The sequence below is a fragment of the Ornithobacterium rhinotracheale DSM 15997 genome (assembly GCF_000265465.1).
Classification (GTDB): domain Bacteria; phylum Bacteroidota; class Bacteroidia; order Flavobacteriales; family Weeksellaceae; genus Ornithobacterium; species Ornithobacterium rhinotracheale.
Genome location: NC_018016.1, coordinates 125,366 through 145,574, shown reverse-complemented (window position 1 = coordinate 145,574; position 20,209 = coordinate 125,366). Strand labels below are relative to the sequence as shown.

17 protein-coding genes are annotated in these 20,209 nt (G+C 35.7%); 13 read left to right on the top strand and 4 right to left on the bottom strand.

Translation table 11 applies throughout. The features are described 5' to 3' along the window. The first annotated feature begins 27 nt into the window (after positions 1-27). From ORNRH_RS00690 to ORNRH_RS12455, 8 genes are all read left to right on the top strand, one after another. Positions 28-1,245 (top strand): metallophosphoesterase, encoded by a 1,218-nt coding sequence (locus ORNRH_RS00690; RefSeq protein WP_014789993.1) that lies wholly within the window; start codon positions 28-30, stop codon positions 1,243-1,245. Between the two features lie 77 nt (positions 1,246-1,322). Further along, positions 1,323-2,612: a DUF445 domain-containing protein gene (locus tag ORNRH_RS00685; protein WP_014789992.1), complete on the top strand. Its 1,290-nt coding sequence runs from the start codon at positions 1,323-1,325 to the stop codon at positions 2,610-2,612. 298 nt (positions 2,613-2,910) lie between these two features. Beyond that, positions 2,911-4,476: a ParB N-terminal domain-containing protein gene (locus ORNRH_RS00680; RefSeq protein ID WP_014789991.1), complete on the top strand. Its 1,566-nt coding sequence runs from the start codon at positions 2,911-2,913 to the stop codon at positions 4,474-4,476. 4 nt (positions 4,477-4,480) lie between these two features. Beyond that, positions 4,481-5,383, top strand: a complete 903-nt coding sequence (locus tag ORNRH_RS00675) for a DNA adenine methylase (RefSeq protein WP_014789990.1) — start codon at positions 4,481-4,483, stop codon at positions 5,381-5,383. A gap of 132 nt (positions 5,384-5,515) precedes the next feature. Next, on the top strand, positions 5,516-6,613 hold the full coding sequence (gene dnaX / locus ORNRH_RS00670; RefSeq protein ID WP_036600854.1) for a DNA polymerase III subunit gamma/tau: 1,098 nt from the start codon (positions 5,516-5,518) through the stop codon (positions 6,611-6,613). Positions 6,614-6,747: 134 nt separating this feature from the next. Beyond that, the gene (locus ORNRH_RS00665) at positions 6,748-7,230 is read left to right on the top strand and encodes a hypothetical protein (RefSeq protein ID WP_036600852.1); all 483 of its coding nucleotides are present in this window, start codon (positions 6,748-6,750) and stop codon (positions 7,228-7,230) included. A 2-nt stretch (positions 7,231-7,232) separates the two neighbouring features. Continuing rightward, a complete protein-coding gene (locus ORNRH_RS12460) occupies positions 7,233-7,514 on the top strand; it encodes a TrmH family RNA methyltransferase (RefSeq protein ID WP_258204924.1) in 282 nt (93 codons plus the stop codon). After that, positions 7,504-7,728 (top strand): TrmH family RNA methyltransferase, encoded by a 225-nt coding sequence (locus ORNRH_RS12455; RefSeq protein ID WP_311316249.1) that lies wholly within the window; start codon positions 7,504-7,506, stop codon positions 7,726-7,728. Before ORNRH_RS12460 ends, ORNRH_RS12455 begins: the two co-directional genes overlap by 11 nt. A 49-nt stretch (positions 7,729-7,777) precedes the next feature. On the opposite strand, the gene ORNRH_RS00655 is transcribed toward ORNRH_RS12455, so the two are convergent. Further along, positions 7,778-9,457 carry a beta-N-acetylhexosaminidase gene (locus ORNRH_RS00655; protein ID WP_014789989.1) on the bottom strand — a complete coding sequence of 560 codons (1,680 nt, stop codon included), beginning with the start codon at positions 9,455-9,457 and terminating at the stop codon, positions 7,778-7,780. Positions 9,458-9,888: 431 nt separating this feature from the next. Here ORNRH_RS00655 and ORNRH_RS00650 point away from each other — a divergent pair, with 431 nt between their 5' ends. Together ORNRH_RS00650 and ORNRH_RS00645 are read left to right on the top strand one after the other, a co-directional pair. Next, a complete protein-coding gene (locus ORNRH_RS00650) occupies positions 9,889-10,212 on the top strand; it encodes a hypothetical protein (RefSeq protein WP_014789988.1) in 324 nt (107 codons plus the stop codon). Positions 10,213-10,366: 154 nt separating this feature from the next. After that, entirely contained in the window at positions 10,367-10,918 is a 552-nt protein-coding gene (locus ORNRH_RS00645) for an XAC2610-related protein (protein WP_014789987.1), read from the top strand. Positions 10,919-11,006: 88 nt separating this feature from the next. Here the strand turns inward: ORNRH_RS00645 and secA are convergent, their stop codons facing one another. After that, positions 11,007-14,366 carry a preprotein translocase subunit SecA gene (gene secA / locus ORNRH_RS00640; protein WP_036600999.1) on the bottom strand — a complete coding sequence of 1,120 codons (3,360 nt, stop codon included), beginning with the start codon at positions 14,364-14,366 and terminating at the stop codon, positions 11,007-11,009. A gap of 126 nt (positions 14,367-14,492) precedes the next feature. Continuing rightward, positions 14,493-14,714, bottom strand: a complete 222-nt coding sequence (locus ORNRH_RS00635; RefSeq protein ID WP_014789985.1) for a DUF2795 domain-containing protein — start codon at positions 14,712-14,714, stop codon at positions 14,493-14,495. 134 nt (positions 14,715-14,848) lie between these two features. Here ORNRH_RS00635 and ORNRH_RS00630 point away from each other — a divergent pair, with 134 nt between their 5' ends. From ORNRH_RS00630 to ORNRH_RS00620, 3 genes are all read left to right on the top strand, one after another. Next, the gene (locus ORNRH_RS00630) at positions 14,849-15,793 is read left to right on the top strand and encodes an NAD(P)H-dependent flavin oxidoreductase (protein ID WP_014789984.1); all 945 of its coding nucleotides are present in this window, start codon (positions 14,849-14,851) and stop codon (positions 15,791-15,793) included. An 81-nt stretch (positions 15,794-15,874) separates the two neighbouring features. Further along, positions 15,875-17,656, top strand: coding sequence for an aspartate--tRNA ligase (gene aspS, locus ORNRH_RS00625; protein WP_014789983.1), 1,782 nt, complete (start codon positions 15,875-15,877; stop codon positions 17,654-17,656). 81 nt (positions 17,657-17,737) lie between these two features. Beyond that, positions 17,738-19,549: a chloride channel protein gene (locus ORNRH_RS00620; protein ID WP_036600850.1), complete on the top strand. Its 1,812-nt coding sequence runs from the start codon at positions 17,738-17,740 to the stop codon at positions 19,547-19,549. On the opposite strand, the gene ORNRH_RS00615 is transcribed toward ORNRH_RS00620, so the two are convergent. Next, a complete protein-coding gene (locus tag ORNRH_RS00615; RefSeq protein ID WP_014789981.1) occupies positions 19,546-20,055 on the bottom strand; it encodes a C40 family peptidase in 510 nt (169 codons plus the stop codon). The genes ORNRH_RS00620 and ORNRH_RS00615 overlap by 4 nt on opposite strands. Positions 20,056-20,209 lie beyond the last annotated feature (154 nt).

Genomic DNA, 20,209 nt, shown 5'->3' with positions numbered 1-20,209 from the left:
GGCATTTTTTTTGGTTTAAACGCTGCTATGTTTAAATATGTAATCCTTCTTTTTTTAGTCTTGATCGAGTGTTATTCGTTTCAAGCATTTAGAATTTATACCAAAAACAACACATTTCTCTACGCCTATATCGTTGTAAACGCGTTGATTTATGCTGCAATTATTTATTTTTTATTTAGCGGAATCAAGAATTTTGCAACGCCAGCTTTTAAGAAATTAATCATACTTTTCACGCTATTTATAGTGCCTAAAATCCTCATTGCCATTGGAATGATGATAGAAGATGCATTTCGTTTGGTGGGGTATTTATTTCAAGCAAAAGATGGAGGCACGATGCCAAGTCGCAGAAAAGCTGTTTCGCTTATAGTTTTGGGCGTAGCTTCGGTGGCATTTTTGGGCGTTTTAGACGGAATTTTGTTTGGGAGATACCGTTTCAGAGTTATTCGTAAAAAAGTTAAAATTAAAGATTTGCCCGAAGAATTTGAAGGATTTACTATTACGCAACTCTCAGATATTCATAGCGGAAGTTTTGACGATGTAGAGAAAGTAAACTATGGCGTTCAGTTAGCTAATGAGCAAAAATCTGATATTTTGGTATTTACGGGCGATATGGTAAATAATCATTACAGCGAATTTGTACCATACCAAAAGATATTTTCGCAATTAAATGCTAAAGACGGAATGTTTGCCGTGCTTGGCAATCACGATTATGGAGATTATGGAAATTTGACACCAGCCGAGAAAAAAGAAAGCATTGCAAAAATCCAAGAAATGCAGCGTAAAATGGGATTTACGGTGCTAAACAACGAAATGAAAACCATTGAGCGAAACGGTAAAAGACTCAATATCATTGGGGTAGAGAACTGGGGGAGTTCGCCATATTTCCCACGCAAAGGGGATATTCGCAAGGCGAGTGCAGATGCAAGAGAGGGCGATATCAATATCCTACTTTCTCACGATCCATCGCATTTTGACCACGAGATATCAGGGTACGACAACATTGTGGATTTTGAAAAATTCATGCACTTAACCCTTTCTGGGCACACCCATGGTATGCAGTTTGGAATAGAAATCCCAGGTTTGATAAAATGGAGCCCTGTGCAGTATCGCTATTACCATTGGGCGGGATTGTACGAAAACAAAGGCAGACAGCATTATGTAAATCGCGGATTTGGTTATTTGGCATTTCCAGGTCGTGTAGGTGAGTGGCCAGAAATTACGGTTTTAGAACTTACAAGGGCTTAATTTATTAAGTTTTAAATTAATTTTCAGTTGAAAATGAGCTAAAAATAAAATCGTATTTTTGTCATAACTAAAAAACAATGAATCCCCAAATACCCACAAGCACCCAAGATCGCGAACGACAAAAGAAAAAAGAATTGCGAAAATATCAAGGTATCGCACTCGGTGCATTGATTTTGATGTTCATTGTCTATGTCATCAGTTTTTGGGCAGAAAATATGCAGCACAATGCGTGGGCGGGATTGTTCCGAGCCTTTTCAGAGGCAGCTATGGTGGGGGCTTTGGCAGATTGGTTTGCTGTAACAGCTTTGTTTTATCACCCCATGGGAATTCCAATTCCGCACACCAATTTGATTAATCATAACAAAGATAAAATCGGAAAAAACTTAGGCGATTTTGTAGTAAATGAATTTTTGACCGAAGAAAAAATCGACGAACAATTACAAAAAATCAATTTTTCTAAACATCTCGCCGATTGGCTCGAAAAAGATGAAAATCAGAATAATATTGTAGAGCAAGTAATGGGAGTGGGCGGTAGTATTTTAAATAAACTAAACGACCAAGAAGTGGTAAATTTCATCACAAGCCAAGCCCAACAAATGGCGGGTAAGATTCAGCTCAATCGACTGGTGGGCGATGGTATACATTATTTAATCGAAAAGCAAGAACACCAAAAGCTAGTTACCCACATTTCTGATTTGCTTGAGCAATACATCTTGCAAAATCAAGACATTGTGCGAGATCGCGTGCGCAAGGAAAGTTACAGCATTATTCCAAGTTTTGTAGACGATGCCATTGCCGATAAAATCACGCGTGGCTTGTCCAAATATTTTCAAGAAATTAAAACCAATCCCGAGCACCCAATTCGTTCCGAAATCGATATGCAGCTCTTCCATTTTGCCAATGATATGCAGGAATCAGACCGATGGAAAGAAAGGCTCGACCAAGTGCGCGACCACTTTTTAGAAGAAGAAAATTTAAAACAATACGCACAAGATTTATGGCTAAACATAAAATTCAGCTTTCAAAAAGAAATCGATAAGCCAGATTCAGCGTTTAAACTATATTTAAAAAATCAATTAAAGATTTTGGCAAGAGCACTGCGAGCCAATACGCCTGCCGTGAAAGCCAAAATTGCAATGATTACCGATGAATTAGCCGACAGAATTAAGCAAAATCGTGAAGGTTTTTCCAAATTCATCAGCGAAACCGTGGAGAAATGGGAAGGCAAAGAACTCAGCCAGAAACTAGAGCTCGAAGTCGGTAAAGATTTACAATTCATACGCCTAAACGGAACCGTAATTGGTGGCGTTGTAGGTTTATTAATCTACTTGATAACACATTTTGGATTAATTCCATTATTTAGCTAGAAAAAAGATTTTTATTCATATTCTGAATTTATTTCAGAATCTTATTGCTTTATTTAGACCTTGAATCAAGTTCAAGGTGACATAGCGGTGAATGTTGTTCTGTGATGTCATTCCAAACTTGATTCGGAATCTTTTAAAATCGGAATTTGGCATATTTTTCACAAACTAAATTACGAGTAAAATAAACGAAATTTGGCTTTAGGGATTTAAAATAAAAAATTAATAAAACAATTTTTGTGGCCAAGAATTTTATATATTTGTTGACAAGTCCAATATTTGAAATTAATTTATTTTTATTATGTATATAGATTATTCTTCTTGGGAAACATTTGAATATAGCTTAAAAACTTTACAATTAGATTTAAATAATCCTAGAATAAAACATAGAGATACTGCGTTAAATCAAACTCAAATATTAAAATTTTTGATTAATAATGAGAATGTCTATGAGTTAGCTAAAAAAATATCAGAAGAAGGGTATTTTATTGGTGAAGAGCCTATTATATGTATTGAAAATAATAAAAAAATAGTTCTCGAAGGTAATAGGCGAACAGCGGCATTAAAGTTATTACAGGAACCTGAGAAATATCTTCCAGCAGCTAAGGCAAAAACATTACGTGATAATATTATTCGTAATAATTTTCCTGTAAATAAAAAATTAAAATGTTACATAGCGCCTAATCGTTTATTGGCAAATCCGATAATTTACACTAGACACAATGGTGAGACCTTGAAAAAATGGAAAACAGGAAATCAATATTCTTTTGTTGCAGAAATGTATTATGAAGATGGTTTGTCTATTGAAGATATTTGTGATGTATTGAATGAAAAAAAATCTAAAATTTTAAAACCGCTAAGAGCCTATAATTTATTTTTTGAAGGTAAAGAAATTTTAGAGAAAGAAGAAGGCTTAATAATTGACGTGGCTGATTTCGAGTTTACTAATTTAGAAAGATTTTATTCATACGAGCCTGCAAGAGAATTTTTAGGTATTGAGTTTGATATTGAAACAGGAGAATTAATTATAGGTTTGCCTCAAGAAGAATTTGAAATAAGACTTTTAGAAGTTTTTAAAATTTTAATTGATGCTGAGAGATTTTCGAGAGACTTTAATAAAGAAGAAGACAAGAAACAATTTATTTCCAAATTATTTGGTGATCCTAAATTTGATTTTTCAGTAACACCTACATCAGAAAAATCGAAAGGGCAATCGTCTAAAAAAAAATCTGATTTAGAAGAAAAGAAAAATAATGTTACTCATAGAACAAAAAGAACTAATCGTAGAAATTCTTATCAGGAGAGAATTATACCTTTAAATTGTAAAATAATTTTTGGAAACCAAAAACTTGATAATTTATTTGAAGAATTAAAACAGTTGCCACTTGATAAAAAATATTCTTTCGCTGTTTTACTGAGAACTTATTTAGAACAATCTTTGTATTTTTATTTAAAAGAGAAAAATTTATTTGAAGATTTAAGTTTAAAAACGAATGAAGAAAATAAAAAAAATAATTTGAAAAAAGTTACACAATTAATAGAATATTTAAAAAATAAATATTCTATTCAAGGAGAAGTTGAATCAGAAGATATTATGAATATTCTGCGATTTAATCGTAACAAGGATTATTCAAATGCAACTCTTAAAGTAATGCTTGACTATGTAAAGAATAATGAATTAAAAAATGAACTTGATATAAATCAATTAAAAAATTTAAAGCATTACATTGACCTAATAAAAGATGGTTTAGACTTAGCAGTTCATAATTTAGAAACAATGATTGATTTAGAGCACAATAAAAGAGCTTGGGCACATTTGGAACCTTTATTTATCATATTAAGTAATAATCTGTATACTGAAAAATAATTTTATGTTTTATTCACCATTGAGATACCCAGGCGGAAAAAATAAACTTTCTGCATTTATTGCAAAAATTTGTATTGATAATAATATAAATGGTCATTATGTAGAACCATACTCAGGTGGGGCTTCTGTTGCTTTATTTTTATTAATCGAAGGTTATGTAAAGCAAGTTACGATTAATGACAAAGATAGGTCTATCTATGCTTTTTGGTATTGTGTATTGAATAAAACAAAACAACTATGTGAAAAAATTGAAAATGCTCAATTGAATATAGACGAATGGCGAAAGCAAAAAAAAATTCAGTTAAAAAAAGATGAAGCAAATTTACTTGATTTAGGTTTCTCTACATTCTATCTTAACAGAACTAATCGTTCAGGAATAATAAATGCGGGTGTAATAGGTGGGGTTGAGCAAAAAGGCAATTATCTTATGGATTGTAGATTTAATAAATTAGAACTTATCAAAAGAATAAAACTTATTGCCAAATATAAAAAAAATATAAGACTCTATAATAAAGATGCTAATGAGTTAATTGATATAATACAAGAAGAGGCAAATAAAGATAACATAATATTTTATTTTGATCCACCATATTATTTAAAGGCTAGTACACTCTATATGAATCATTATGAAGATAAAAATCACAAACTAGTAAGTGATAAAATAAAATCTATAAGAAATATAAAATGGATTGTTTCTTATGATAATGTTTCTGAAATAAAAAAGTTATATTCTGATTGTTCTACCAAAGAGTTTTCATTCAAACATACAGCTTATCAAAGTCGAGTAGGAAAAGAGGTATTATTCTTCAGTAATAACATAATTCAACCAGAGATAAAAGATTATGATCCTCTTAGATTTAAAAAAGCTAAAGAAACACTTGATATTATTTACAAAAAAACGGTATGATCAAGTTCAAGGTGACATAGCGGTGAATGTCGCTCTGTGATGTCATTCCGAACATGATTCGGAATTTCCAAAACCTTTATCAAATAATTCTTTTTTCAAAATTAAAATAAAAAACCTATCTTTGCTCATACCATGAGTAACTATGTAGTTTCAGCTAGGAAATACCGTCCGCAAAACTTCGAAGAAGTTGTAGGGCAGGAGGCGATTGCCACCACGCTTGAGCATGCCATTGCGTCTGAGCATTTGCCACAGGCGTTGCTTTTTTGTGGTCCGCGCGGGGTAGGGAAAACTACATGTGCTCGTATTTTGGCTCGCAGAATTAACGAAGAAAATGCTGATGAGAATGCAGAAGGAAACGATTTTGCTTTCAATATTTTTGAGCTCGATGCTGCGTCAAACAACTCGGTAGACGACATTCGTGGGCTGGTGGATCAAGTGCGATTTCCACCGCAAACGGGCAAGTACAAAGTCTATATCATAGATGAGGTGCATATGCTCTCTAATGCGGCCTTTAATGCTTTTTTAAAGACTTTGGAGGAGCCACCTGCACACGCCATTTTTATTTTGGCAACTACCGAAAAACACAAAATCATTCCTACGATTTTGTCTCGCTGTCAGATTTTTGATTTTAAAAGAATTCAAATTTCAGACATTAAAAATCACTTGCAAAAAATTGCTGAAAAAGAAGGCGTAACTTATGAAGATGATGCACTGCACTTAATCGCTCAAAAAGCCGATGGTGCTTTGCGTGATGCGCTTTCAATCTTTGATAGATTAGTTACTTTTGGGCAAGGAAATTTAACGCTAAAAGGCGTTGCCGAAACGCTCAATGTGCTTGATTATGATTTTTATTTTCAAGTAACCGATGCGTGTTTAGGCAATCAAATTCCTGAGGCTCTGAACCTTTTAGATGATATTTTAAAGAAAGGTTTTGATGCGCAAATGTTTGTTTCTGGTTTGGGTGGGCATTTTAGAGATTTGCTCGTGGCGCAAAATCCGCAAACGATTAATTTGCTAGATGTGGGCGAAAACACCAAAAATAAATATTTGGAACAAGCGCAAAAGTGCACTCCTAAATTTTTAATCGATGCTATTGAGATTTGCAATCAGGCTGACATTAATTATAGAGCTAGTAAAAACCAAAGACTTACGGTGGAAATTGCGTTGATGCAATTATGCTCGCTCACTACGCCTGATGGCGAACTTAAAAAAAAAAGTTTAAAATCTTAGCTTCGGCTTTCTTTAGTAATTTAAGTACTAAACCTGCCGAAAATACACCTAAACCTAAAGTTGAAAAACAAACGGCTCAATCTTTACCCAATACGGATAAAAAGCCGATCATTTCGGCAAGACCAAAAAATGCGGTGTTTGGGATTAAAGCAGAACTCCAAAAAATAGAGGAGAAAGAACGCGAACTCGAAGAAGCTAAAAAAGTAGTTTTAACGGAGGAAAATAAAGGTTTGCCAAAAGATGAATTTTCTGAAACTCAGTTTGAAACTTTCTGGAATAATTATTTAACTAAGCTTGAAAGTAAAGATGAGTCGCTGTATAACATCATAAAAATGGCACAATGGAAGATAGAGAATCAAGAAAATATTTCGTTGAGTTTCTATTCTGAAACCATGGCGGTGAAGTTTGAAAATGTGAGAGATGAGCTCATCAATGAATTAAGACAATCGCTAAATAATTATTATGTAAACATAAACAAAAAAGTGATTGATGATGTGCCACAAGAAATGCATATCAAAACTCGCCGAGATGTCTTTAATGATATGGTAAAAGAAAATCCGCTGATTGAGGTTTTACACCAGAAATTTTTGCTCGATATCGACAATATGCCTGATTAAAAATGACTGAAGAATTACAACTTGCACATCACCAAATCACCAACGATTCGCACGGGAAATCTATTGTTTTGGTTTTAAATCATGTGCAATCTCCCCAAAATATAGGGCTTATCATTCGCACGGCAGAAGCCATGGGTGTGCAAAAAATATTTGTGATTTCTGAGCAATTTTCAGAGCTTACGCCCAAAATAAAACGTCTAACTCGCAGTACAGAAAAATATATTTCTATAGAATTTTCTACGGAAATAATACCCGTTATTCAATCATTGAAAAATCAGAATTAGCATTTTTGCTTTAGAAAAAACTTCGCAAAGTATAGATTGTACAACATTTAGCCCCAAATTTCCTTGCGCCATCATTGTAGGAAATGAGAAAAATGGAGTAGAAGAGGAGGCGTTGAAATTATGCGATACGCATGTGCATTTAACTATGTATGGAAAAAACACTTCGCTCAATGTGGCGGTGGCAACGGGCATGCTACTTCACGAATGGGTATAAAAAAACTCGGAAAAATTAATTCCCGAGTTTCTTTTTAAGGTTGTGTTATTTATTGTTGAAAAAAGGTTTTCTCGTAATTTACATTCATTTGATCATACAACTTTTTCAACGATTGCATTCTTTGTTTAAAGTCGTTATAATCTTTTTTATCTGGCTGAGTCCAAACTACTTCTGAAAGTGCTCCCATGCGAGGTACCGCCATGTATTCTACTTGTGCAGAAGTTGGGATATACTCTGTCCACACATTGGCTTGCGCTCCCCAAATATATTTTTTCTGCTCTTCTGTAAGCTCCTTAGGCTGAGGATTGTATGAGTAAACTTCTTCCACAGTCGTTAAACAACAAATCGCAAATGGAGTTTGTGTATCTCTGTCTTTTTCAGTTTGGTAGTGGTCAAAATATACATAATCACCAGGAGTCATAATCACTTTGTGATTTTGTTTTGCCGCTGCGATTCCGCCCTCTTCGCCACGCCAGCTCATCACAGTAGCGTTTGGAGCAAGTCCACCTTCTAGGATTTCGTCCCAACCGATGATTTGTCGACCTTTAGAGTTTACAAATTTCTCAACACGATTGATGAAATAACTTTGTAGCTTTTCCTCTTTGGTGTGTTTTCTTCCGTCGAATTTATTAGGCTCTGTATCATCTTTTAAACCTAATTTTAGGATTAAGTCCTGTGCCTGTTTGCTTTCTTTCCATTCTTTTTTAGGAGCTTCATCACCACCGATGTGGATGTATTCGCTTGGGAAAATATCCATAACCTCTGTCAAAACATCTTCTATGAATTTAAATGTTTCTTCTTTCGGAGCTAGAATTTGAGGGAAAACACCCCACCATTTCCCAACTTCGTAAGGTCCAGTTCCGTTTCCTAACTCAGGGTAGGCAGCCAGTGCAGCCAACATGTGCCCAGGCATATCGATTTCTGGAATCACCGTAATGTGGCGATCTGCGGCATATTTTACAATATCTCTTGCTTGATCTTGAGTATAGAAACCTCCGTATTTTTTGCCATCTCCTTTAAATGTTTCATCTTTTAAACCAGAACCAGGGAAATGTTTTTTAATCGCAGTTTCAGCACGATACGCTCCGACTTCTGTAAGCTTTGGATATTTTTTAATTTCTAATCTCCAACCTTGGTCTTCGGTTAAATGCCAGTGAAATTTATTCATTTTGTGCAAAGCCAAAAGGTCGATATATTTCTTGATGAAATCCACTGGGAACATGTGGCGACCAACATCAAGGTGCATTCCGCGATATGCAAAACGCGGTGCGTCTTTGATTTCTACCGCTGGGAAATATTCTATATTTTTTTGATTATGAACTAATTGTCTCAATGATTGAATGCCGTAAAAAATTCCTGTAGAAGTGCTTGCGGTAATTTTTACATTCGAGTCATTAATGCTTAAAGTATAAGCCTCTTCGCCCTTTACAGAAGGATCAATCACCAAATGAATTCCGCTAGCTTGATTAGGTTCGGCAATGCTCAATTTTACATTAGCAGCTGTTTTTAAATAATCTTTCAAGAAATCAGCTTCTTTATTGAGCGATTTTGGCGCAAAAATTTTGACTTTATTATTGAGAACAAAGCCACCATTTTTAATTAAAATTTCATTGGGCTCAGGAACAATCGGGTAGTCTGCCTTTGTGTTTTGCAAATTGCCCAACGATTGTTGTGTAGCGCAAGATGCCATAAGCCCTAAGCATCCGGCTAGTAAAAGATTCTTTATCATATCTATATATTTTTTACTAAAATACGATTTTTAAATAAAATCTCGTATGAGTATTATCATAATGCTTAAGAAAATTATGTTTTTGAATGATTTTTAGTTTTAATCCAATTAAGGTGTATTATTATTTAAATTAAAATGATTTGAGGAGTGATGTAGAGCATAAATGTTTTTGAAATAAAGAATATAATATCTTACTTTTACAAAAAACATTATTTAACATAATGTAAATTATAGGCTTTTTTGAAAGGATTGTATGATTTTTTGTTTTGTAGCTGGCGGTTGGGTTTTCTATAAATCTTTTACTCCTTATATTCCAATGCTTTTAATATTTTTTTTCTCAAGATAAAATTTTTCAAAAACTTTCAATTTAATATATATTTGGCATTTAATTTGTTTTTGTTTTAAATATAGTTAATTTATTTTTTTAATTTATGAAGAAATTTCTATTTACTACAGCATTATGTATGGCATCGCTCTTATCATATTCACAAAGCAAAGAAGCAAAAAAAGAAATCAGAAAATATTATACTGAAAAACAAATTAAATTTATTCAAAATCGTTTGAATGAGAATATCACTGATTGTGATGAGTTATTGCATTTAAGAGATTCTTTAATTGATGATTTTTTTGAGAATGAGCAGCATGCACTTATTTATAAATTATTTTTCTTGTCTCCCATAGAAAAAGATTTATGTACAAGAGGTGACATTTTAGGATATTATAACAATATCAATCATTATATTTCTGGAAAGTAATTTAAACTTTTTATGATTAAAAAACTCTATTTACCACAGCATTATGTATGGTATCGTTCCTATCCTATGTATATGATATAACACTTTGTAGTGCAATTCACGAAATGAATTGTGCAAATTTTAAAGAAGAAAAGTAATTTAAAAAAATAATGAAATGAAAAAAATTATATTATCAGTTGTAATGTGTTTTTCTTTTAATTTTGGAACTGCACAAATCTTTGAGGACTTAATACCGTATACAATAAAAAATGGACAAATGAACTATATTGAAGATTCAATTCAATATAAATGTCCTCCTCTATTTAATAAAATGCGACTAATCGACGTTAATTTTGATGGAATAAAAGATTTAGTTATTCCTAGAGATGAATGTGCTTTTGCATTTGTCAGTACTCCATCACCATATTTTTTTGTAGCCACAAAATCGGGAAAATTAATTTATTCAAAAGAATTATCTGATTTATATGGTTATGTTTTCATTGATGAACCATCTAAAAGAATTTTTGTTTATGCGAGATACAATGCAGCTGGTTGGTATTGGAGAATTTATAAAGTAATTCCGCAAAAAGGACTTAAACTGATAGATGAATTTATGGATAAAGGTTTTGACCATGGTGATGTTGATAAATCTATTTCAGCACTTAAATACAAAGAAATAAAATTACCAAAAACTGCTATTCAATTGAATGGTGATAAATATGAATAAGAATTTTAACAATTGATTTCTTTATCTATAAAAAAATCCTTGTATAAAATTTATACAAGGATTTTTAATTTTAGTTTGAAATGAAATTTTATTTATCTAAAACCCACTCGCCAGATTCGATGAGCGGCTCAGCTTTTTTGTATTTCATTTCTTCTACTCTACCTGTTTGTACATTTCTCACTTTCACGATTTCGTTTCTACCAATTTTCATTACATATCTTGGTGTCAACTGTTGGCTTTGCCAATTTGGGATTTGGCTTTGATTTGCAGCTTGTTGCTGAGCTTCTTGCCCTTCGTTTAAATCGTTTCCGCGAGATGCTTGTGTGCGTTCCTCTTGCTGTTGTTTTGCACGCTGAATCTGCTCTGGATCTGGCGTAGGCAATTCACCTTTGAACAAGAATGAAACTACTTCACGGTTGATAGTATCTATCATATCTCTAAACATGTAGAAAGATTCTTCTTTGTACACTACGATTGGATCTTTTTGCTCATAAGTTACGTTTTGTACCGAGCGTCTCAAGTCGTCCATGTCGCGCAAGTGCTCTTTCCAATGCTCATCGATTAATGCTAAAGTTACGCTCTTTTCAAAGTCTTTTAAAAGCTGTTTGCCATGTGTGTTGTAAGCTTTTTCAAGATCAGACACAATCATTAAACTTCTGTTTCCATCGGTAAATGGAACTTGAATTCTCTGGAATTGGTGCCCGCTGTTTTCGTAAACATTTGCTACAACTGGGAAAGCTTTTTCTGCCGTAGTTTGAACTTTGATTTTGTAATCTTCAATCGCTGAATGATATACTTTATCTATTAAATTCTGAATATTGCCGTTTTTGAATTCGTTTTCATCTACTGGCGACTCCATGGTGAAATGTGTAATCAAATCAACTTTGAATGCCTCGAAATCTCCTGTACTTCTGTGCTGATTTACAATTCCAGCAGCGGTATCAAAAATCATATTGGCAATGTCGGTATCTAGACGCTCACCATTCAAGGCATTTTTACGGCGTTTGTAGATTACTTCACGCTGCTTGTTCATTACATCATCATACTCAAGCAATCTTTTACGGATTCCGAAGTTGTTTTCCTCTACTTTTTTCTGTGCTCTTTCGATTGATTTAGACACCATAGAGTGCTGTAAAACATCTCCTTCTTTGTGCCCCATACGATCCATCAATTTTGAAATTCTTTCTGAACCGAATAAACGCATTAAGCTATCTTCCAACGAAACAAAGAATTGTGAGCTACCTACATCTCCTTGACGCCCAGAACGACCACGCAACTGTCTATCTACACGACGAGAATCATGTCTTTCTGTCCCGATGATGGCAAGACCACCTGCTTCTTTTACTTCGTCCGAAATTTTAATATCCGTACCACGACCTGCCATGTTGGTTGCAATAGTGATTTTCCCAGGTTGCCCTGCTTCTGCTACCACATCTGCTTCTTGCTTGTGCAATTTAGCGTTCAATACATTGTGGTCGATTTTTCTAAGTTTTAAGGCTTTAGACAATAACTCAGAAACCTCTACCGAAGTAGTACCCACAAGGACTGGTCTTTTTTCTTCTTGAGATAGTTTTACAATCTCATCAATTACCGCGTTGTATTTTTCACGATTGGTTTTATAAATTAAATCTTGGCGGTCGTCTCTCGCAATTGGTTTATTGGTTGGGATGGCTACCACATCTAATTTATAGATTTCCCAGAATTCGCCTGCTTCGGTTTCCGCAGTACCTGTCATTCCAGAAAGTTTGTTATACATTCTGAAGTAGTTCTGCAAAGTAATTGTAGCAAAGGTCTGAGTAGCTGCCTCGATTTTCACATTCTCTTTGGCTTCAAGTGCTTGGTGCAATCCGTCTGAATAACGACGACCTTCCATCATACGCCCTGTTTGCTCATCCACGATTTTCACTTGCCCATCAATCACGACATATTCCACATCTTTTTCAAACAAAGTGTAGGCTTTCAACAATTGGTGAAGCGTGTGGATACGCTCAGATTTAATGGCATAATCTCTGAAGAATTCTTCTTTCTTGGCGTGTTCTTCTTCTTTTGGTAACCCTTCTTGCTCAATTTTTGCAACCTCCTCTCCGATTTCTGGTAGGATAAAGAAGTTTGGATCCTCAGAACCACGAGTTAGGAAATCGATACCTTTATCTGTAAGGTTGATTTGGTTATTTTTTTCATCAATCGTAAAATACAAATGCTGATCGATTTGCCACATTTCACGATTGTTATCCTGCATATAGAAAGCCTCTGTTTTTTGTAATTGAGTACGAGTACCTTCTTCAGACAAGAATTTAATTAAAGGCTTATATTTTGGCAATCCACGGTGAACTTTCATCATTTCAAAAGCTGCCGCTTTTTTATCGCCATCTTTCCATAATTTTTTAGCCTCGTTTAAAGCAGAAGATAATTCTTGTCTTTGCTTCATTACGATTTGCTCGATATTTGGTTTTAAAATATCGTATTCTTGGCGATCTCCCTGAGGCACAGGACCAGAAATAATGAGCGGTGTACGCGCATCATCAATCAATACAGAATCCACCTCGTCGATTACCGCATAGTTTAATTCTTGCTGAACCAAACGATCGGTAGAAGTCGCCATGTTATCTCTCAAGTAGTCGAAACCAAATTCGTTGTTGGTTCCATAAATAATGTCTTTTTTGTAGGCTGCGATACGCCCTTCAGAGTTTGGCTGGTGATTGTCGATACAATCCACGCTTAATCCATGGAATTCCATCAAAGGCCCAATCCAAGCCGAGTCACGCTTAGCCAAATAATCGTTTACAGTAATCACATGCACCCCACGACCTGGCAATGCGTTTAAGTAAAGAGGCAAAGTCGCCACGAGCGTTTTCCCCTCCCCTGTTTGCATTTCTGCGATTTTACCTTGGTGCAACACAGTACCACCTATCAACTGAACATCGTAGTGAATCATATCCCAGTTTACGGCTTTGCCCGCTGCGTCCCAAGAAGTATTCCAGATGGCTTTGTCTTCGCCTTCAAGTCTCACATAATCTTTAGAACCAGAAAGTTCTCTATCAAATGGAGTAGCTGTAACTTCCAATGTATCGTTAAGATAAAATCTTTTAGCAGTTTCCTTAACCACCGCAAAGGCTTGTGGCAAAATTTCTTCTAAAACACCTTCCTCTAATTTGTACTTTTCTGCATTCAGCGCATCGATTTCAGCAAAAATAGCATCTTTCTCATCAATGTTTTCAAGGTCATCAACCTTTGCTTTTAATTCTGCAATTTTCTCGTCTTGCGTTTTGGTTGCTTCTTTAATTTTTGCTTTAAACTCTTGTGTTTTAGCTCTCAACTCATCGATTGAAAGGCTTTCAAGTTTTGCTTCTTCCGCAAGAACTTGATCCACAATTTTTCTTAGTTCTTTTACATCCTTTTCGTTTTTATCTCCAAGGAAACTCTTTAATATTTTATCTAAAAAACCCATAATTCTTTGGCTATACTTGAGCGAATGCATCGCTCAAAATTTATTTATAATTTGTTTTAAAAATTCAACTGACTAAAAAACACAAAAACCCTCGTAAATTTTCAGAGGGTTCAAGGTTCCTTGATTTTAATATTCGTCTTCGTTCCAAAGGAAATCATCATCAGTTGGGTAATCTGCCCAAATTTCTTGGATAGATTCATACTGGTCTCCCTCATCTTCGATAGACTGTAAATTCTCTACTACCTCCAGTGGCGCACCTGTTCTAATGGCGTAATCGATTAATTCATCCTTAGTGGCAGGCCACGGCGCATCGCTCAAATAAGAGGCTAATTCTAATGTCCAATACATAATATTTATATATTAATTTTTTGCAAAAATAAAAGATGTTTTGCTGATTTTCAAAAACATCGTCATTTATTTAAACAAAAAATCTGCCAAAGGAAAAAAATCACTAACTTAGCCCTTGAAAATCAACAAGAAAAATGAATAGAATTTGTCAATTATTTAATATACAACACCCTATTGTTCAGGGCGGTATGGTGTGGGCTAGCGGCTGGAAACTCGTTTCTGCAGTGTCAAACGCAGGCGGGCTCGGAATTTTGGGAGCTGGCAGTATGTACCCCGATGTGTTACAATATCACATTAAAAAATGTAAAGAATCTACAAATCAGCCATTTGGAGTAAATTTACCACTACTCTACCCCAATATCGAGGAACATGTGGAAAGTATTTTAAGGTTGAAGGTTCCTGTGGTTTTCACCTCGGCGGGAAGCCCCAAAAAGTGGACTGAAACGCTTAAAAAAGAAGGTGTTAAGGTAGCGCATGTAGTATCGAGTGTTAAATTTGCACTTAAATCGCAAGAAGCAGGCGTGGACGCCATTGTGGCAGAAGGCTTTGAGGCAGGTGGACATAATGGCAGAGAAGAAACTACGACTTTTTGCCTAATTCCAGAAGTGAAAAAAGCGATTCAAGTACCGCTGATTGCTGCAGGCGGAATTGCCACGGGGCAGCAAATATTGGCAGCCATGGTTTTGGGTGCAGAGGGGGTTCAAATTGGGACGCGTTTTGTGATGAGCGAAGAATCTTCTGCGCACATTAATTTTAAAAATGAAATTCTAAAAACCGACGAGGGCGGAACGGATTTAACGCTGAAAGAAATCGGTTCGGTGCGATTGATTAAAAATCCTTTTTATCAAGAAATTTTAAAGGCTTATGCTCAGCATGCTACGCCAGAAGATTTAGAAAAATTGAAAGGCATGGGGCGTGCAAAACTGGGCATGTTTGAGGGCGATACCGCCGAGGGAATGCTCGAAATTGGGCAATGTGCCTCGATGATTCACGAGATTTTGCCCGTGAAGAAAATCATGGAAAATTTAATTTCTGAGTTCAATCAAGCAAGACAAAATTTACCCCAAAATATAGGCTAAAACTAAATTTTACGCACTAAGTTTTTTAATTATACTACAGAAAGCGTATTTTTGTGCAATCAAAATAAATTCAGTTAAAAAATGTATAGAACACATACCAACGGTGCGCTTAATTTAAGCCATAAAGGAGAAAGAGTAGAACTCAGTGGCTGGGTGCAAGGCATTAGAGATAAAGGATTTTTAATGTGGATAGATTTGCGAGACCGCTACGGGATTACTCAGTTGGTACTTGATGAAGCGCGCACCGATAAATCTTTGTTTGAAAAAGCAAGAAAACTCGGTCGTGAATTTGTGATAAAAGTTTCTGGCGAAGTGCTTGAGCGTGAATCTAAAAACCCGAATATCCCAACGGGAGAAATCGAGATTTTAATCGATTCGCTTGAGATTCTAAACGCTGCTAAGCTCCCCCCTTTCACTATCGAAAATGAAACCGATGGTGGCGATGAGCTTAGAATGAAATACCGCTATTTGGATATTCGTAGAAATCCTTTGAAAAACAAATTAATCTTTAGACACCAAGTAGCGCAAAAAGTGAGACAATACCTTTCTGATGAAGGTTTTGTCGAAGTAGAAACTCCAGTTTTAATTAAGTCTACGCCAGAAGGTGCAAGAGATTTCGTAGTGCCATCTCGCATGAACCCTGGTCAGTTTTATGCATTGCCACAATCTCCGCAGACTTTCAAACAACTTTTGATGGTGGGTGGTTTGGATAAATATTTCCAAATTGTGAAATGTTTTAGAGATGAAGATTTGCGTGCCGACCGTCAGCCAGAGTTTACACAAATCGATTGTGAAATGTCGTTTGTAGAGCAAGAAGATATTTTAAATGTATTTGAGGGCTTAACACAGTATTTATTAAAGGATATCAAAGGTTTAGATGTGGGCAAATTCCCAAGAATGAGCTACCAAGAAGCCATGAAACGCTATGGAAACGACAAGCCAGATATCCGTTTCGGTATGGAGTTTTGTGAGCTAAACGAAGTAACTCAGCACAAAGATTTTAAAATCTTCAACGAGGCAGAACTTGTTGTAGGAATCAATGTAAAAGGCTGTGCAGACTATACACGCAAACAGATTGATGAACTTACCAATTTCGTGAAAAGACCACAAATTGGTGCCGCAGGTATGGTTTGGGTGAAATACCAAGAAGACGGAACTTATGCTTCGTCTGTAAATAAATTCTATGACGAAGAAGATTTAAAGAAAATTGCAGAAAAATGCCAAGCAGAAAAAGGTGATTTAATCCTAATTTTGTCTGGAGATGCAAACAAGGTGCGCCCGCAACTTTCGGCGTTGCGTATGGAGCTTGGAAATCGTTTAGGGCTTAGAAAACCAGACGAATTTGCGCCGCTTTGGGTAGTAGATTTCCCATTGCTTGAGTGGGATGATGAAACTGGTCGCTACCACGCAATGCACCACCCATTTACTTCGCCAAAACCTGAAGATATCGAGAAATTAAAAACCGCTCCAGGTGAAGTGCGTGCCAATGCGTATGATTTGGTATTAAACGGAAACGAAATAGGTGGAGGATCCATCAGAATCTTTAATAAAGATTTACAAAGCCAAATGTTTGAACTACTTGGCTTTACCGATGAAGAAGCCAAAGCTCAATTCGGGTTCTTGATGAATGCTTTTGAATACGGAGCACCGCCACATGGTGGTATCGCTTTTGGTTTCGATCGTTTAGTTTCTATTTTAGACGGTTCTGAAACGATTAGAGATTACATCGCTTTCCCTAAAAACAATAGTGGTCGTGATGTAATGATTGATGCCCCTGCCCCTATTGCTAAAGAACAGCTAGATGAGCTTTTCTTGGATGTTCAAGAGAAAAAGGCAAAAGCAGCGAGAGAAGAAAATCAATAAAAATTCGTTTTTTTATAAATTTTGAATGATAAAAACTCGTGTGGCTTTTTTTTTAAAGTTTCACGAGTTTTAATTTTAAATATGCCACACAAGAAATTTAATCGTATTGCATACATCAGGCTGGTAATTAAGATAAAACACTGGCTAGAGAAATTGCGTTATAATGTATTTTCTCCGCTTAGGTTCATTTATTTATTGGCACTCATCATTGGGCTGATTAGTGGTATTTATGCCCTGCTCATCGTTAAAATGACTGTTTTTGTAAACGATGTTTTGATGCATGGTTTGTTTAGAAAATACGATTATTACTATTTTTTGTTCCCAGGTTTGGGATTGCTTTTCACTTATTTATTCATACGATTTGTGATAAAACAACCCGTGATACAAGGAATCCCTGCCACCTTGCGAGCGATTACCAATCACGGAACATTTAAAGAAAAATACCAAACATACAGTTCACTTATTTTGGTGCCATTTACAGTGGGCTTGGGTGGCTCTGGAGGGCTCGAGGGACCTACGGTGGTATCGGGTGCCGCACTTACCACCAAAATCGCCGAATACTTTAAAATGGATAGAAAAACGCGTGTGCTCCTAATTGGTTGTGCCGCAGTGGGCGCGATGTCTTCGTTGTTTAAAGCTCCCATGGCAGCAATTGTATTTGCCATTGAAGTCTTTGCTTTGGATTTCACTTTAGGCTCCATGATTCCGCTCCTACTCTCCTCTATCTCAGCGATTACGATTTCATATTTCTTTAATGATAATGATGTGATTTTCCCTGTGCGTATCATTGGTGAATTTCAAGTAAGTGCCATTCCTTATTATGTATTATTAGGTGTTTTTTCGGGATTTGCCTCGGTTTCGTTTACGAGAATGTATAAGTTTACCGAGCGATATTTTAAACGAAATAGTTCTCCATTTTTAAAGATTATTTTAGGTGGATTAACGATTGGTGTCATCACTTTCTTCTTTCCTCCCATATTTGGCGAAGGGGCGGAACAAATGAACGAAATGTTGCGTGGAAATGGCGATATTCTAATGATGAATACCTATTTTCAGCAATTTTATAATCCAATAACCATTGTGATTTTTATATTAAGCGTTGGTGCACTCAAAACCATTGCCACAGCGACTACTCTGGGAGCTGGTGGCGTGGCGGGGATTTTTGGACCTTCGTTATTTGCAGGTTGCACGCTCGGAAATGGTTTTGCTAAATTTTTAAACCTTTTTGGATTTAATGTCAGCGAAGTAAACTTTAGCCTCGTCGGAATGAGCGGATTGCTTGCAGGTGTTTTGCACGCACCGCTTACGGCGATATTCTTAATTGCAGAAATTAGTAACGGCTATACGCTCATCGTGCCGATTATGCTTGTGGTGGTAATTGCCTTTGGGATTAATCGATACTATTTTAAATTGCCTTTTTATAAAGAAGAATTGGCTCATCGTGGCGAATTGACAACTCATGATAAAGATTCTAATATTTTAATTGATATGAACATGGACGAAATTACGGAAACCAATGTTCATAAATTGAAAAAATCGGATTATCTAGGAGCACTCGTTCGCTTGGTGGAGATGAGCAAACGAAATGTTTTTCCCGTGATTAATGAAAATGATGAATTCATAGGCGTAGTAAATGTTAATGAACACCGCAAAACACTTTTTGAGGTGCAACAATATGGGACTTTGCCAATTATGGATTTAACAACGGCACCACCAGCCATCATCATCAAAGGGAAAGATAATCCCAAAACGATTCTCCAGAAATTTGAAGAAACGGGCTCTTGGGTATTGCCCGTGCTGAATGGGAAAGAATTTGTAGGATTTATTTCTAAATCTAAATTGCTAAACCTTTATCGCAAAAAATTAAAAGAATTAGATTATACCAACATTTAGTGCAAGTAGCGCACTGCTTTCACAAATCTTTTTTTCCAATAAGGCTCTTCTAGAGAACTCACCATTACCCCCTTGGAAGATGATGAGTGAATGAAAAAAACTTCGCCCCCAGAAACTCGGTCTACAATGCCTGCGTGCGAAATCCCTCTCCCCGATGTGTTGAAGAAAACAGCATCTCCAGGTTGCACATCTTTCAAATTGATTTTCATGCCATAATTGGCTTGTTCACGAGAAACGCGTGGTAACTGAATGTTTACTTTCTGGTACGAATTCCAGAGCAATCCCGAGCAGTCCATGCCATTTTTAGTCGTTCCGCCATATTTATATGGTGTCCCAAAATAGTAATGCGCTTCATCTAAAACCGTTTTTGCACGCCCACTTACGCTATTATCTACTTTCGTTTTCTTAAAAGTTGTATGCCTATCCCCTTTATCTATACGGTGAATAGAGCCACAAGAGCTTAACAACGAAATACTAAGTAGAATATAGTAAGATTTTTTAATCATGATTGAATTTTAAAAGATTTGCAGCGAAATTAAGAAATCTCAACCGAAAATAAAGGATTTAGCTGTTTAAATTCGGTTTGAGTGTTTTCTGTATCAAAACCCCAATCAAACATACTGATGAAAACACAAAATCCATCAAAATTCTAATTTTCAT